The sequence below is a fragment of the Vibrio spartinae genome (assembly GCF_024347135.1).
GTDB classification, from domain to species: Bacteria; Pseudomonadota; Gammaproteobacteria; order Enterobacterales; family Vibrionaceae; genus Vibrio; species Vibrio spartinae.
In genome coordinates this window covers 784,422-799,094 of sequence record NZ_AP024907.1, presented here as the reverse complement: position 1 = coordinate 799,094, position 14,673 = coordinate 784,422, and the positions used below count along the sequence as shown (strand labels likewise).

The 14,673-nt window shown below is 44.7% G+C and carries 15 protein-coding genes; 8 read left to right on the top strand and 7 right to left on the bottom strand.

Annotation, left to right across the window (positions count from 1 at the left end; genetic code table 11):
• Nucleotides 1-77: 77 nt before the first annotated feature.
• The gene (ppk1, locus tag OCU60_RS03700; RefSeq protein ID WP_074371338.1) at nucleotides 78-2,183 is read left to right on the top strand and encodes a polyphosphate kinase 1; all 2,106 of its coding nucleotides are present in this window, start codon (nucleotides 78-80) and stop codon (nucleotides 2,181-2,183) included.
• Nucleotides 2,167-3,669: an exopolyphosphatase gene (gene ppx, locus OCU60_RS03695; RefSeq protein ID WP_074371337.1), complete on the top strand. Its 1,503-nt coding sequence runs from the start codon at nucleotides 2,167-2,169 to the stop codon at nucleotides 3,667-3,669. The genes ppk1 and ppx overlap by 17 nt, the downstream gene beginning before the upstream one ends.
• 16 nt (nucleotides 3,670-3,685) lie before the next feature.
• On the opposite strand, the gene OCU60_RS03690 is transcribed toward ppx, so the two are convergent.
• The 3 genes from OCU60_RS03690 to phoB are packed head-to-tail and all read right to left on the bottom strand — an operon-like array spanning nucleotide 3,686 to nucleotide 6,686.
• Complete coding sequence (locus OCU60_RS03690; protein WP_074371336.1) at nucleotides 3,686-4,657, bottom strand: PstS family phosphate ABC transporter substrate-binding protein; 972 nt, start codon at nucleotides 4,655-4,657, stop codon at nucleotides 3,686-3,688.
• Complete coding sequence (gene phoR / locus OCU60_RS03685) at nucleotides 4,654-5,955, bottom strand: phosphate regulon sensor histidine kinase PhoR (RefSeq protein WP_074371335.1); 1,302 nt, start codon at nucleotides 5,953-5,955, stop codon at nucleotides 4,654-4,656. Before phoR ends, OCU60_RS03690 begins: the two co-directional genes overlap by 4 nt.
• Before the next feature lie 41 nt (nucleotides 5,956-5,996).
• Entirely contained in the window at nucleotides 5,997-6,686 is a 690-nt protein-coding gene (gene phoB, locus OCU60_RS03680; protein WP_074371334.1) for a phosphate regulon transcriptional regulator PhoB, read from the bottom strand.
• Between the two features lie 309 nt (nucleotides 6,687-6,995).
• Here phoB and rdgC point away from each other — a divergent pair, with 309 nt between their 5' ends.
• From rdgC to OCU60_RS03665, 3 genes are all read left to right on the top strand, one after another.
• Nucleotides 6,996-7,907 (top strand): recombination-associated protein RdgC, encoded by a 912-nt coding sequence (gene rdgC / locus OCU60_RS03675; RefSeq protein WP_074371333.1) that lies wholly within the window; start codon nucleotides 6,996-6,998, stop codon nucleotides 7,905-7,907.
• Nucleotides 7,908-8,216: 309 nt separating this feature from the next.
• Entirely contained in the window at nucleotides 8,217-9,617 is a 1,401-nt protein-coding gene (trhP, locus tag OCU60_RS03670) for a prephenate-dependent tRNA uridine(34) hydroxylase TrhP (RefSeq protein ID WP_074371332.1), read from the top strand.
• Nucleotide 9,618: 1 nt separating this feature from the next.
• The gene (locus OCU60_RS03665; protein ID WP_059120062.1) at nucleotides 9,619-9,873 is read left to right on the top strand and encodes a YfhL family 4Fe-4S dicluster ferredoxin; all 255 of its coding nucleotides are present in this window, start codon (nucleotides 9,619-9,621) and stop codon (nucleotides 9,871-9,873) included.
• Between the two features lie 90 nt (nucleotides 9,874-9,963).
• Here OCU60_RS03665 and nfsA read toward each other — a convergent pair whose 3' ends face one another.
• Nucleotides 9,964-10,686 carry an oxygen-insensitive NADPH nitroreductase gene (nfsA, locus tag OCU60_RS03660; RefSeq protein WP_074371331.1) on the bottom strand — a complete coding sequence of 241 codons (723 nt, stop codon included), beginning with the start codon at nucleotides 10,684-10,686 and terminating at the stop codon, nucleotides 9,964-9,966.
• Between the two features lie 24 nt (nucleotides 10,687-10,710).
• Entirely contained in the window at nucleotides 10,711-11,043 is a 333-nt protein-coding gene (locus tag OCU60_RS03655; protein WP_074371387.1) for a DUF1904 domain-containing protein, read from the bottom strand.
• 292 nt (nucleotides 11,044-11,335) lie between these two features.
• Between OCU60_RS03655 and OCU60_RS03650 the strand changes: the two genes are divergently transcribed.
• From OCU60_RS03650 to OCU60_RS03640, 3 genes are all read left to right on the top strand, one after another.
• Entirely contained in the window at nucleotides 11,336-11,488 is a 153-nt protein-coding gene (locus OCU60_RS03650) for a hypothetical protein (RefSeq protein ID WP_162841952.1), read from the top strand.
• A 191-nt stretch (nucleotides 11,489-11,679) separates the two neighbouring features.
• The gene (locus OCU60_RS03645; RefSeq protein ID WP_083602559.1) at nucleotides 11,680-12,690 is read left to right on the top strand and encodes a DUF3289 family protein; all 1,011 of its coding nucleotides are present in this window, start codon (nucleotides 11,680-11,682) and stop codon (nucleotides 12,688-12,690) included.
• A complete protein-coding gene (locus OCU60_RS03640; RefSeq protein ID WP_074371330.1) occupies nucleotides 12,687-12,965 on the top strand; it encodes a hypothetical protein in 279 nt (92 codons plus the stop codon). The genes OCU60_RS03645 and OCU60_RS03640 overlap by 4 nt, the downstream gene beginning before the upstream one ends.
• 38 nt (nucleotides 12,966-13,003) lie before the next feature.
• Here OCU60_RS03640 and OCU60_RS03635 read toward each other — a convergent pair whose 3' ends face one another.
• Nucleotides 13,004-13,171 (bottom strand): hypothetical protein, encoded by a 168-nt coding sequence (locus OCU60_RS03635; protein ID WP_159439436.1) that lies wholly within the window; start codon nucleotides 13,169-13,171, stop codon nucleotides 13,004-13,006.
• Between the two features lie 111 nt (nucleotides 13,172-13,282).
• Nucleotides 13,283-14,491, bottom strand: a complete 1,209-nt coding sequence (locus OCU60_RS03630; RefSeq protein WP_261854726.1) for an IS256 family transposase — start codon at nucleotides 14,489-14,491, stop codon at nucleotides 13,283-13,285.
• Between the last annotated feature and the right edge of the window lie 182 nt (nucleotides 14,492-14,673).

Below are 14,673 nucleotides of genomic sequence, written 5' to 3'. Positions count from 1 at the left end.
TCACAGCGAATTAGTCGCCATGACTGATTCGCTGTCGCTGAATGTATCGCCCTGAGTTACATGAAAGGTCTGATTTTATGAGTGTTGAGAAGTTATATATTGAAAAAGAATTAAGCTGGTTATCGTTTAATGAACGGGTTCTTCAAGAAGCTGCGGATAAGTCAGTGCCACTCATTGAACGAATACGTTTTCTGGGCATTTTTTCTAATAATTTAGATGAGTTTTACAAAGTCCGTTTTGCCGATGTAAAACGGCGGCTCCTGATTGACCGAGAGCATGGCGGCAACAGTACCTACAAACATCTCCTCTCGAAGATGCAAAGTAAGGCGCTCAAACTCAATCTGGAATTTGAAGAACTGTATAACGATCTCATCAAGGAGATGGCTCGCCGGAGAATCTTTTTAGTCAATGAAACCCAACTGGACGAATTTCAGGAGAGATGGGTCAAAAAGTATTTTAAAAGTGAAGTGATTCAGCATATTACGCCTTGGCTACTCAATGAAGAAGCCGATATGCTGCAATTTCTTAAAGATGAATATGCTTACATTGCCGTCGAACTGAACACCGATGAACATTCTCACTATGCACTGATTGAAATTCCGACCAATCATCTGCCTCGGTTTATCATGGTACCGGAGCAAAAAGGTAAGCAACGCAAAACGATTATGCTACTGGATAATATTATCCGCTATTGTCTCGATGATATTTTCAGAGGGTTTTTCGAGTATGACCAACTCAACGGTTACGCTATCAAGATGACCCGGGATGCCGAATATGATCTCAGCCATGAGGTGGAACACAGTTTGCTGGAACAAATGTCGGAAGGTCTCAGTCAGCGTTTAACAGCCATGCCGGTACGCTTTGTCTACGAAAGTACCATGCCGAAAGAGATGTTACATTTTCTGTGCGATAAGCTCAAAATTTCCAATTATGATAGCCTGCTTCCCGGTGGTCGGTATCATAACTTCAGAGATTTCATCTCATTTCCGAATGTCGGGCGGAACTACTTGGAAAATAAGCCAATGCCACCGCTCAAGTGTGCTGACTTTCTCGGTTTCGACAACAGTTTTGATGCGATCAAAGAGCAAGATATTCTGCTGTATTACCCTTATCACTCTTTCGAACATATTTCCGAGCTGGTCAGGCAAGCTTCATTTGATCCCAAAGTCCTGAGCATCAAAATTAATATTTACCGCGTCGCGAAAGATTCAAAGTTAATGCATTCACTGATCCATGCCGTGATGAATGGTAAACAAGTGACCGTGGTGGTTGAACTACAAGCCCGCTTCGATGAAGAGGCGAATATCGAATGGTCCAGAATCCTGACTGAAGCCGGTGTACACGTCATTTTTGGTGCCCCGGGGCTCAAGATCCATTCAAAATTGCTCTTGATCAGTCGCAAAGAGGAAGATGAAATCATCCGCTATGCACACATCGGAACCGGCAACTTCCATGAAAAAACCGCTCGGATTTATACCGACTTTTCACTGTTAACCGCAGATCCGGAAATCACCAATGAGGTACGCAGTGTATTTGGCTATATTGAAAATCCATATCGGCCAGTGAAATTCCGTCATCTGATTGTATCGCCCCGGAACTCCCGCGCTCGTCTCAATGAATTGTTGGACAATGAAATCACCAATGCCAAAGCGAATAAAAAAGCCACCATTACCTTGAAAGTGAATAACCTGGTTGATCGAGAGTTGAATAACAAACTTTATGAAGCCAGTTCTGCCGGTGTTCAGATCAAAATGGTCATCCGTGGCATGTGTTCTCTGGTTCCGGGAATAGAAGGGGTTAGTGACAATATTCAGATCATCAGTATCGTAGACCGCTTCTTGGAGCATCCTCGCGTCATCATTACTCACAATGACGGAGATCCGCAGGTGTATATTTCTTCCGCTGACTGGATGACGCGAAATATTGATCACCGAATTGAAGTTGCCGCACCAATTCGTGACAAGCGCCTGAAAAAACGCATCATTGATCTCATCAACATCCACTTTACCGATACGGTTAAAGCTCGCTGGATAGACAAAGAGATGAGTAACCGATATGTTAACCGGGGTAACCGGAAGAAAATACGTTCTCAGATAGCAATTTACGATTATCTGAAAAATATCGAAAAACAAACACGTAAGCAAAAAACAACAGAAGTAAAGCCGCATGAAAGCACCCAGTGAACCCCGACATATCGCAGCAATTGATTTAGGTTCAAACAGTTTCCACATGGTTGTCGCACAGGTCATCGCTCAAGATCTTCAGCTGGTCAGCCGCCATAAACAGCGTGTCCGGCTGGCATCAGGGCTGGATGACAATAAAAAACTCGATGATGAAGCGATCACCCGCGGGCTGGATTGCCTTGCGATGTTTGCTGAACGTATTCAGGGGTTCGCGCCTGAAAATGTCCGCATCGCTGCAACCCATACCTTACGACAAGCAGCGAATGCTCAGACGTTTATTGAATGTGCCCGGGCAATCCTGCCCTACCCGATAGAGATCATTCCGGGCATGGAAGAAGGCCGGCTCATTTATCTGGGAATTGCCCATACCCAACCGCAATCAGACTCAATGCTCGTCATTGATATTGGCGGGGGGAGTACGGAAATGGTGATTGGTCAGGGATTTGAAGCGCAGCTGGTCAACAGCCTCCAGATGGGATGTGTCAGTTATAATCAGCGTTTTTTCCCACAAGGTAAGCTCTCCAAAAAGCGGTTTGCGCAAGCATTCGTTGCCGCCCAGCAAAAGCTGGAATCCGTCGCCCGACAGTATCGTAAAAAAGGCTGGCAAAGTGCGTTCGGCTCATCGGGTACAATCAAAGCGGTCCGGGAAGTGTTGATCGGCATTGGCTATGACGATGGCATCATCACCATTGAGCGATTGGAGGCTCTGATCGACAAACTCTGTGAAAAAACACAGATTGAAGAATTGGATCTCAAGGGACTCAGTGACGAAAGAAAACCGGTATTTGCCGCAGGCGTTGCGATTCTGTATGCCATTTTAAAAGACCTGAATATCAAAGAGATGCACTTTTCACAAGGCGCTCTCAGAGAAGGTTTATTGTATGAAATGGAAGAACGCTTTAAATGCTCAGATATTCGATTAAGAACGACCGAAAGTCTCGCCCAGAAACATCGAGTTGACTTGGAACATGCTGCGAAAATCAAAGGGTTGGCTCGCCAGTTTTTTGATCAAATCCATCACGGCGCCAATATTTCGTCTCAGCAGCACGAGCTGGTCGATTTGCTGGAATGGAGTGCCCTGTTACACGAGGTCGGTCTCAGCATCAGTCTGCAAGGCTACCACCGTCATTCGGAGTATATTCTTCGCTATACCAATATGCCGGGATTTAACAGCGAGCAGCAATTAGTCCTTTCTACATTAGCCCGTTTTCAGAGAAAAGCGTTAAAGCTCAACGAAATGCCGGACTTCACGCTCTACAAGAAAAAACAGATCATCCGGCTGATCCACATTCTCAGACTAGCGATTGTTCTGAACGGACAAAGAAGTGATGAATTACTACCGGAGATATATCTGACAGCAGAGGACAACGTCTGGACTCTCTCCAGTCATGATGCCGAATGGTTAGAAAACAACAAACTGCTTCATGCCGATTTGCTCAGCGAACAGCAATACTGGGAAAATATCGGTTGGACATTAATCTTTTAAAAAACGTCGATGCATCTCAATTTAACCCGATTTTCGCCAGCTCTTGCCTGGCGATTTGTGGCGATACCGGGACATACCCATCTTTAGCAACCAGTGCCTGCCCCTCCCGGGAAAAAATAAAGCGAATGAATGCTTCCTCAGCAGGCGAGAGTGACCGCTCCGGGTTTTTATTAATATAAATATAGAGATAGCGAGATAACGGATAGTCCTCGGATAAAATATTATCCCGGTTAGGGAAGATATAATTGGTCCCCTGACGGGATATCGGTATCAACCGAACCCCGGAAACCGAATAACCAATGCCAGAATAACCGATGGCATTCATCGAGGACGCGACCGACTGCACCACAGAAGCAGAGCCGGGCTGTTCATTAACTCTTGGGCTGAAATCACCGCCACACAACGCGTGATTTTTAAAATACCCGTAAGTCCCTGACACTGAGTTACGCCCAAATAACTGGATCGCCCGTAGCGCCCAACGCGCTTTAATGCCTAACTGAGACCAGCTTGTCAGATGCTGAGTTTCCCCACATCGTAGCGTCGTAGAAAACATCGCATCAATTTGCTGAAAACTGAGCCCTTCAATCGGGTTATCCTGCCGGACGAAAATACCAATGGCATCAATCGCCACGCGCAAGGCCGTCGGCTTATAACCATACGTTTGTTCAAACGCCCCGACCTCCCGGTGCCGCATCACCCGACTCATCGGCCCCAATTGAGCCGTCCCTTGTATCAATGCAGGCGGGGCTGTCGAAGAGCCGGAAGCCTGCATTTGAATATTAATATTGGGATAATAAGACTGGAATGCTTCCACCCACAAAGACATGACACCCGCCAGCGTATCAGACCCGACCGACAAAAGACTGCCGGAGACATCAAGCTGTTTTTGATATTCAGGCAACGACTCGGGCAATGTTGCGGCTTGCAATGACCAACCACTCCACCAACACACCAGAAAGCCCCATAACCAGCGCTTCACTCGGCTCATGACGGCACAACCAGACGTTTAGGTAATACAAAAGAAAACCGACTCCCGACCCCGACTTCACTATGAATATCAAGATATGAGTCATGATGAGAAAGGGCATGTTTCACGATTGCCAACCCAAGCCCACTACCACCGGTATCCCGGGAACGCGCTTTATCAACCCGGTAAAACCGTTCCGTCAGACGGTGCAGGTGCTGTGGTGCAATCCCTTCCCCTGAATCTTCAACTTCCAGACATGCCCCCTGATAACTAGCATACCAGCGCACATGAATCTCTGCTTTGGGTGGCGTATATTTCACCGCATTATAAACAAGATTAGAGACCGCACTTCTGAGCTGATCTTCATCGCCCAACACTTTCAGGGTTTGATCCACTTCAAAATACAATTGATGCTGATTGTCACCACTGAGGCTCATGGCTTCTTTCTCCAGTACCTTGAGCATCGCAGGAATATCCACCACCTCATCCAACTCATGCATCGGCGCCGCTTCGATCTTCGATAAAGTCAGTAACTGATTGACCAGACTATTCATCCGACTCAACTGCTCGGTCATGACCAGATGGGCTTTCTCCCACATCGGTCCCCCCAGCATATCCGGATCTTCAGTCATCTCCAGATAGCCCTGCAAAACAGTCATTGGCGTTCGTAATTCATGAGAGACGTTGGCAAAGAAGTTTCTGCGCATGCCTTCCAACTGCTTCAACTGGGTCACATCACGAACCACCAACAAGTGTTCACCTTTGGTGTAAGGCACAATTCGCAATTCCAGCATTCGCTCGACATTCAGCGGTGAATGAATTTCCAATGGTTCGGTAAAATCATTCTTTTCGAGATATTTAATAAAATCGGGTGCCCGTAAAAGATTAGATATCGGCTGACCTTCATCTTCCGGCCAGCGAAACCCCAACAGGTTCTGAGCGAGCCGGTTACACCAGACGATATTGCCTTCATCACGGAAAACCACCACACCATCGGGCAACGATTCCGCACCGTTACGGAAACGACGAATCAGGTTCGCCAGCTCTTTGCGCTTTTTACGCTGATGCTGTTGAAGATGGTAGATGCCGTTAAAGAGATATTCCCACTGTCCTTTGCCAGATGGCGGCCCTAAACGGCGCTCATCCCACAGCCAGGCAGAAAGGCGGACTTGATTGCCCAGATGCCAGAGTAGTTGAATGACTGTCGCGATCAACAACAGCCAAGGCATGTAGCCAAAGATCCAACCGACAAGTACCCAAGGACAGTAAAAAAAAGCCAGCCCCCAAGCCAGCCTTTTCCATGTTAGACGTTCGACCATCTCACTCCTCTACGATTTTTCAACCAAGCCATCAACATCAGTTATGCTTTCGTTGAAAAACGATATCCGGCACCACGGACCGTCTGAACTAATTTATCGTGTTCGGCATCTTCCAGTGCTTTTCTCAAGCGGCGAATATGCACATCCACAGTCCGGTCTTCGACATAAACATTCGTTCCCCAGACATTATTCAGTAACTGTTCACGGCTATAGACCCGTTCTTGATGTGTCATAAAGAAATGCAGTAACTTAAACTCTGTCGGCCCCATGTCCAGCGCTTGATCATTGGCTGTCACCCGATGCGACACCGGATCAAGTTTGAGCCCCTGAACATCAATCACATCTTCCAACGCTGTCGGTGTCACGCGCCGGATCACAGCTTTGAGTCGGGCAACTAGCTCTTTCGGAGAAAAAGGTTTGGTAATGTAATCATCAGCACCGACTTCGAGCCCGCGCACTTTATCTTCTTCTTCTCCGCGAGCCGTCAACATCACCACCGGGATATTTCGGGTTAACTCTTCTCGTTTCATGTGCTTGATAAAATTAATGCCACTTCCTCCGGGAAGCATCCAATCAAGTAAAACAAGATCAGGGAAAGGTTCTGCCAGTTTGTTTATTGCGGTCTCATAATCTTCAGCTTCAACCGCCTGATAACCTTTTTGTTCAAGTACAAAACACAGCATTTCCCGAATGGGTGCTTCGTCCTCAACCACAAGAATCCTTCTGGACATATCCGATTAGCCTTTATTTTTCTATCAACGCTTTGCATTATTAAAAATAATTATGACACTTTTGTGACCTTTGAAAACAAATTTTCACATAACGTTCGTCGCAAATTCACAGATAAGTGCTTTCACAGATCAGTGTTCTGCCGCAACATCCTGAACCATCGATGTTTACCGGATCGATCTACACGATCACGGTAGAGATGCAACAACATTGAGGAAGTTAACCGGCTCCAGAGATTGTAAATCGGCTGAGACATTTATCGGCTTTTAGCCTATGATATTCGCCCTTGATTATGGGACAAGAGAGACTTTATGTGGTTTAAAAACTGTATGGTTTATCGTGTAAACAACGATATCCACTTCAATGCCGATCAACTAGAAAAACAACTTAATGAATTCCGCTTCACACCATGCGGCAGTCAAGATAAGCAAAAATTCGGCTGGACAAGTGTGATGGGAAAAGATGGGGATATGCTGACCCACATTTCTGAAGACCGCATCCTCGTATGTGCCAGAAAAGAAGAAAAGCTCTTGCCGGCATCGGTGATTCAAGACTCTCTTTCGAGTAAAGTAGAAACGCTTGAGGCGGAAGAAGGCCGCCCCATCAAAAAGAAAGAAAAAGATACGCTCAAAGAAGATATCATCATTGACCTACTCCCACGCGCGTTTAGCAAAAGCCAATATACCTATTTGCTCATCTTGCCTTCACTGGGGTTAATTGTGGTCGATGCGGGAAGTTATAAAAAAGCAGAAGAAGTGATTTCCCTGCTACGTAAAACAATGGGCAGCTTGCCTGTTATCCCGGCGATCCCACAAAATGCGGTCGAAACCACGCTCACCGAATGGGTTCAAGGCGGCCAGTTACCGGCAGGTTTTCAATTGCAAGACGAAGCAGAACTAAAATCGTTACTGGAAGATGGTGCCATCGTACGCTGTAAAAAACAGGATCTGACCAGCGATGAAATTATGAGTCACATCACTGCCAATAAAGTGGTGACCAAACTGGCGCTAAGCTGGCAGGAGCGAATCACATTTGTACTGGCCGACGATGCAAGCCTGAAAAGAGTACAATACAGCGATGAGCTGAAAGATCACAACGAAGATATTCCCCGAGAAGATCGTGCCGCTCGCTTCGATGCGGATTTCTCGTTGATGTGTGGTGAACTCAGTGCTTTTCTGCCGAACCTGTTTGAAGCATTAGGTGGCTTACCCGAAGCCGAGTAACGCTCAGCTGAATTCACATTGAATGACTGAAAAGCCAGACGTGGGTAAATCCTGCTTCTGGCTTTTGACTTTTGACTTTTTCCAAACCTAATACAGCCCAAATCGAACAAGTGTAACCATGTCGCACTGCTTTGGATTATCGCACTGTTTATCATCTCACTTTTATTATCTCAATGCGCCACCAGAATTTATCGCTAAATCCATCCGAAACAAAGCTAGGATCACAATCTGTTTTGACGTAAAATTCGCCCCCTCCGATACCATCAGGTGGTATCGGCCTGACTTGTGATCAGATTTGGAATAGAAGCAATGACAACAGAAAAAACATTCGTACCAGAACTCCTTTCTCCGGCGGGCAGCCTCAAGAACATGCGTTACGCGTTTGCCTATGGCGCAGATGCAGTCTATGCAGGGCAACCCCGATACAGTCTCCGGGTTCGTAATAATGAATTTAATCATGAAAACCTGAAAATCGGGATCGATGAAGCCCATGCTCAGGGAAAAATGTTTTATGTGGTCTGTAATATTCAGCCGCATAATTCAAAACTGAAAACGTTTATCCGCGATTTAAAACCCGTTGTCGATATGGGGCCGGATGCGCTCATCATGTCTGATCCGGGCCTGATCATGATGGTTCGGGATGCCTTCCCTGACATGCCAATCCACTTATCGGTTCAAGCCAATGCCGTCAACTGGGCAACCGTTAAGTTCTGGTCAATGCACGGTGTCACTCGGGTTATTCTCTCCCGTGAACTGTCTCTCGAAGAGATTGAAGAAATCCGGGAAAAGTGCCCGGACACCGAACTAGAGATATTCGTTCACGGTGCACTTTGTATGGCCTATTCAGGTCGTTGCCTGTTGTCCGGATACATCAACAAGCGCGATCCGAATCAGGGAACATGTACCAACGCCTGCCGTTGGGAATACAAAGTCGAAAAAGGCACAGAAGACGAAGCTGGCCAGATCGTCGAGCAATTTGATCCCAATACGCCACAAACGATAGAGGTGCAAAACGAACGCCCTGAAAACACCATTGGTGCGGGTAAACCGACTGATGATGTGGTGTTATTGTCTGAGAGCCATCGCCCAGATGAAAAAATGGCGGCTTTTGAAGATGAGCACGGCACCTATATCATGAACTCAAAAGATCTGCGTGCGGTACAGCATGTCGAGCGCCTCATGAAGATGGGAGTTCATTCCCTGAAAATCGAAGGCCGGACCAAATCATTCTATTATTGTGCCCGAACCGCTCAGGTGTACCGCAAAGCAATCGACGATGCTGTTGCTGGAAAGCCTTTTGATGAGACTCTTTTAGGCACACTGGAAAGTCTGGCACACCGAGGCTATACCGAAGGTTTCTTACGTCGCCATACGCATGACGCTTACCAGAATTATGACTATGGGTATTCTGTATCGGATAGTCAGCAATTTGTAGGTGAATTTACCGGTAAACGTCGTGGTGATTTGGTTGAGGTTGAAGTAAAAAACAAGTTCTGTCTGGGCGATAGTCTGGAACTGATGACGCCACAAGGGAATATTGTGTTCACATTAGAAGCGATGGAAAACCGCAAGAGTGAGACAATTGATGACGCGAAAGGAAACGGTCATTTTGTCTATATTCCTGTCCCTGAAGACGTCAAGCTCGATTATGCATTACTGATGCGCAATCTGAACGTTGGTCAGGATACCCGTAACCCGACAGGCAAGTAATATGGCACTCTTGATCACCAGTAAATGCACCAATTGCGATATGTGCGAACCTGAGTGTCCGAACAATGCAATTTCATTTGGTGAGCATCTTTATGAAATCAATCCGGATCTTTGTACCGAGTGTAAAGGCCATTACGATCAGCCGACTTGTCAGTCGGTTTGTCCGATAAGCAATTGCATCATCACAGATCCAAACCATATTGAAACAGAAGATGAACTGCTGGAAAAATTTGTCATTATTCAAGGGCTGACCTGATGCTCCAGCCTGTTGCCCTTGTGTAAAATAACCACCATCTCAGGTTGTTCACGAAAAAGCCCAATTTTTGATTGGGCTTTTTTATCGCTGTTATTTTTTGGCTAATCCCTTACTGTTCAGGTAATCGCGAATATAAGGCCGTTGCTCTTTACTCAGTTTGGTAGTGACTTGATCGGACCATGATTGCTGCTTCGCATTCGTCGAGCGATGCTGGTAGTAGTTTGCCATTTTCTGGTCATATTCATCGATCAGCGCATGATCTAATGGCTGATAGCTGTTCTCATGAACAATGACTTGAGGACTTAAACGCGGTTTCAATTCTGGATCTTGAGCCGGATATCCCAAACACATCCCAAACAAGATCGCGGTATATTGTGGTAATCCCAATAACTCATCGACTTCTTTCGGAGCATTGCGCAAGCCACCAATATAAACACCGCCGAGCCCCATCGACTCCGCCGCGAGCAGGCAGTTCTGCGCCATAATCCCGGCATCAATCGCACCAATCAAAGTGAGCTCAGTATATTCCGATTGAACATCTGGATTCAGCGAAGTGTGGCGTTGGTAATCAATGCAAAAAACTAAAAATTCTGCCGCACTTGCCACATAAGACTGATTTCCTGCAAGTTCGGCTAAAACTCGCCGTTTCTCCTGATCCGTGACTCGTATAATAGAGACCGTTTGTAACAAACTTGAAGAAGACGCTGCAATCCCAGAAGCGATAATAGTATCCATCTGTTCTGTTGTGAGCGGCTTCTCTTGAAAAGAACGAATCGAACGATGGTTCTGAATAGTTTCAATGACCGGATTCATTTTAAATTGTCTCCATTTTCTCAATTAATAATGTTGCGCATTATCATAGTAATCTGTCTGGTTCAGTGCTGTAAAAATAACAGCGACATCAACATCTTCTCCTACCACCTCTCTGACCTGTCGCGTAATGACTTGTGCAACCTGATCCTGAGTCTCCTGACCTCGGTCAAACCACAACACTTCAACAAAAGGATAAGCATGAGAAACCTCTCCCTCGTGGAAGAAGGTGGTGTATATATATTCGAATGTAAAATCTTCACGGGGAGCGTTCATCGGGGACTGTAGTTCATCCACCAATGTTTTTGAAAGATGCTGGACGGTCTGCGGTTCAACCGCGCGAAATCGAAAATGGGGCATACTGACTTCCTCTTTTTCAGCAAATGATACCATTTTTCCCTGATGCTGTTGATAGAATGAAGTATATTTAGCCATCAGTATATTTTCCCCAAAGCAACGGGGTTATAGCATGACACATGCAAGACATGAAACGGATCGCCCTGTCGGTTGCCGGTGCGATTCTGGCAGCGTATACCATCTGAACTATTAACCGCCAGTATCACACCGGACGGGGTTAACTATGGGGTTTAATTGGCACCGCTGCCCCTGTGTTGATCGGTATCTGGGAAACGCTGAGGGATGAATTTAAGTAATGGGAGAATATCAGACTTTCATCATTGCGGCTGTCAGTGCATTATCCAGCGTCATAGGTGTCGGGGTTACACTAAAAACAGATGTGAAGTGGCTCCGCCTGATGATGGAAAAATTGGATGTTCGTCTGACACGGCTAGAACAGAATAAATAATTAAGATAAATCTCTTCAATAGTTTTATATTGAAGGGGTTTATGTGATAAAAAAATCACTTAAAGAAATCTTTTTTTGAGTAAATATCTCATACAAAGGAATTCAAATTTTACGTCCTTCTTCTTCTGATCTCTTCACCTTAATATAACGGCCTAAATTTAATTGTATTCGTATTAGTTGAGTAAATTAGAATGTCAAGTAAAGGCCCTCAACCTTATGGAGTAAATGGCTCTCGTTATGGCGCTATCGACCATACAGCCATTAAAGAAAGAGAACAAAGAAAGCTAGAACTTTTACAACAAAGATCACAAGCGCACAATGATACTTTAGAAAGAATAGAAAAAAATACAAAAAGTAGTAAACAAAAAGACTGGCTTCCCGTTTCTGGCTCATTTCCTCGATTGGTCTATGAAACAGAAAATAAAATGGATACCTTCTATAACCCGAAAGATCCTGATGCACCATCTCCTAACGATATGAAGTATGGTGATAAAAAAAGAGAAGAGATTGAATCCTATGGGCATTGGCAACCATTTAGAAATAAGACCAGATACTCTCCATCACGAGGCTATGATATTGTTGTAGAAGATCAATTTACTTTACCTGCTAAGGAACATTTTAATCGAATGAGATCTCTTGGTGGAGGGGTAGTTAGTTTTTCCATGTTAGGAAAAACAAAAGATATATTTTCTACAATGGTGGATAAGTTCGAGCGTAATGAAGGTGGCTACTATATGCATCCATTACTAGATAATGCATTACGAGAGCATCAAACTACAGCCATTTTCCATACTGCCTTGAAAAAGTGTTTAGGAGAAAATATTAAAGATGGTGTACTAGACAAGGATATTGTTAATATTGCAAGTAATTATATGAAATCTAGCTCGGGGGCACGGTTACCTCAATTCAAACCATTAACTTCGGATCTTTTTAACGGAACCGTTCTGACTGTACATGGAATTTGGTCAATGAGAGTTTATGCGGAAAAATTGGAGTACAAAGAGGATCAGATTAAAGGCATATTTAAATATGAGGTTCAAGACCATTTTGGCTTAGATGTTAATGATATAAATCACAAAAATCTAGATAAGGACAATATACCTTTTGAAAAATTAGGAGGATTTAGATCATGGTTTTTGTTACAACACTATATAGGATACAGCTATCAACCTTTCATAACTAAGATCGGATTTAAACTATGAAGAAAATAATGATAAATTTGCTACTCACCTTCCCATTGATTTTATTTGTCTATATATGGATAGTTTTTGTTTTTGAAATAAATATCAATGTGGGTTTTATCCCTGAATTTATTGGTGTTCTTATGATTTTCTTCGGAACGCCATTGTTATTTCTAGTTGGTTCTATTTATACATTCTACAAAAAAAATTGGTATTGGTTTGGCATATATATGTTACTTGGTGGCTTTCCTGTTGCAACTTATTTTATTTTGTCAATTATCCACTCTTATTTTTAATATAAAAAGCTCCCAGTTTTGAGAGCTTTTCATAGATTCTATCTCTGTGGATTTTCCTGCTCATCAAATGTGATCAGATTATTGAGATAAACCAATACTTCTCTTAATTCATGTAAATCATCTTGCTTCGCGTAAGCAATTAAATCAATAAGATGTAATCGGGCTGTATGGGCTAAATCAAGTCTTTTAAGGTTTGTTTCTGGCATTCTACCCTCTGAGTGAATATTTTAACCATAGACACCACCGCGAAGGTTCTAAACTAAGGGGTGGCGAGCTGAATAAGGGAGACTGTTCATTATTCTGTGTCACGCCCATTTTTATAAATCCAGATATGGAGTGAGTCTGCCTTCAAAGTGGATGCTGAGCTGAGACAGTGTCAGGTTCCAGTTCTGCACCGGATGCGTCCACTTTTCACTGGCTTTCAACATACCTGCATACAACAGCTTGAGCAAGCTGGTTTCATTAGCAAAACCGCCCTTGGTTTTGGTCAGTTTGCGGAACTGACGATGTACCGCCTCAACCGCATTGGTGGTGTAAATGGCTCTGCGGACCTGTTCGGGATATTTGAAATACACCGATAAGTTCTCCCATTTATTGCGCCATGACTGAATCACCAGCGGGTATTGTGGTCCCCATTTGGCTTCCAGCTCATCCAGCTCATGTTCGGCAGCTTTAAGGGTTGCCGCTTTATAAACACATTTTAAATCCGCCATAAACGCTTTCTGATTTTTGCTGGCGACATACTTCATCGAGTTACGGATTTGATGGATAACACAGAGTTGGACTTCAGTCTGCGGGTAAATGGTTTCAATCGCCTGAGGGAACCCTTTGAGGCCATCGACACAAGCAATACAAATATCTTTGACACCGCGATTTTGTAAGTCGGTCAGGACACTGAGCCAGTAATGCGCGCCTTCGGCATCAGAGAGATAAATCCCCAGCAGCTCTTTTTTTCCTTCGATATTGAGTGCAAGGATGGTGTAAATGGCTTTGGAAACAAAGCGACCGTTTTCCTTGATTTTGTAGTGAACGGCATCAAGCCAGACGACCGGATAGACGGGGTCTAAATCCCGCTCCTGCCATGCTCTGAGCTCAGGGATAAGACGGTCGGTGATGGCGTTAATCGTGCCATTGGAAACGCTGATACCATACATATCCAGCAGATATTCCCGGATATGTTGATAGCTGTTGCCAAGGGCAAACAGGGAGAGGACATTACGTTCCATCTCATCGGTCAGTCGGGTCTGGTGCTTCTTGACAGTTTGCGGGTCAAAAGAGCCATTTCGGTCACGGGGCGTTTCAAGTTCAAATTCCCCGGATGAGGTTTTAACGGTTTTGCGGGATTTTCCATTTTTGCGATTGTCGGGCTCAGCTTCAAGGTGCTGTTCGATTTCAGCCCCGAGCGCGGCTTCAGTGATTTGCTTAATCAACGGGGTGAGCAAACCGTCTTTGCCGTTGAGGCCCTGACCGGATTGCAATGCTTTGGCAAAAGCTTGAATATCAATTTCGAATTTATCGTCAGACATAAGGTGTCATTTCCTTTTTGGTTCAGTTTAAAGAAATGACACAGAAATTTGAACACTACCGAATAAGGTTAGAACCCCGTCCACTCAGAAGACGGCGCGCACGAAGCGCCCTTACCCAACTCACCATAATATTGAAATGAGAGAGCAATACATAAAGCTCTTAAATTGCCTTTATGCTTCTG

Excerpts from the sequence above, each read along its gene's own strand:
- ppk1 (WP_074371338.1), top strand. The coding sequence starts at position 78 with ATGAGTGTTGAGAAGTTATATATTGAAAAAGAATTAAGCTGGTTATCG.
- ppx (WP_074371337.1), top strand. The coding sequence starts at position 2,167 with ATGAAAGCACCCAGTGAACCCCGACATATCGCAGCAATTGATTTAGGT.
- OCU60_RS03690 (WP_074371336.1), bottom strand. The coding sequence starts at position 4,657 with ATGAGCCGAGTGAAGCGCTGGTTATGGGGCTTTCTGGTGTGTTGGTGG.
- phoR (WP_074371335.1), bottom strand. The coding sequence starts at position 5,955 with ATGGTCGAACGTCTAACATGGAAAAGGCTGGCTTGGGGGCTGGCTTTT.
- phoB (WP_074371334.1), bottom strand. The coding sequence starts at position 6,686 with ATGTCCAGAAGGATTCTTGTGGTTGAGGACGAAGCACCCATTCGGGAA.
- rdgC (WP_074371333.1), top strand. The coding sequence starts at position 6,996 with ATGTGGTTTAAAAACTGTATGGTTTATCGTGTAAACAACGATATCCAC.
- trhP (WP_074371332.1), top strand. The coding sequence starts at position 8,217 with ATGACAACAGAAAAAACATTCGTACCAGAACTCCTTTCTCCGGCGGGC.
- OCU60_RS03665 (WP_059120062.1), top strand. The coding sequence starts at position 9,619 with ATGGCACTCTTGATCACCAGTAAATGCACCAATTGCGATATGTGCGAA.
- nfsA (WP_074371331.1), bottom strand. The coding sequence starts at position 10,686 with ATGAATCCGGTCATTGAAACTATTCAGAACCATCGTTCGATTCGTTCT.
- OCU60_RS03655 (WP_074371387.1), bottom strand. The coding sequence starts at position 11,043 with ATGCCCCATTTTCGATTTCGCGCGGTTGAACCGCAGACCGTCCAGCAT.
- OCU60_RS03650 (WP_162841952.1), top strand. The coding sequence starts at position 11,336 with ATGGGAGAATATCAGACTTTCATCATTGCGGCTGTCAGTGCATTATCC.
- OCU60_RS03645 (WP_083602559.1), top strand. The coding sequence starts at position 11,680 with ATGTCAAGTAAAGGCCCTCAACCTTATGGAGTAAATGGCTCTCGTTAT.
- OCU60_RS03640 (WP_074371330.1), top strand. The coding sequence starts at position 12,687 with ATGAAGAAAATAATGATAAATTTGCTACTCACCTTCCCATTGATTTTA.
- OCU60_RS03635 (WP_159439436.1), bottom strand. The coding sequence starts at position 13,171 with ATGCCAGAAACAAACCTTAAAAGACTTGATTTAGCCCATACAGCCCGA.
- OCU60_RS03630 (WP_261854726.1), bottom strand. The coding sequence starts at position 14,491 with ATGTCTGACGATAAATTCGAAATTGATATTCAAGCTTTTGCCAAAGCA.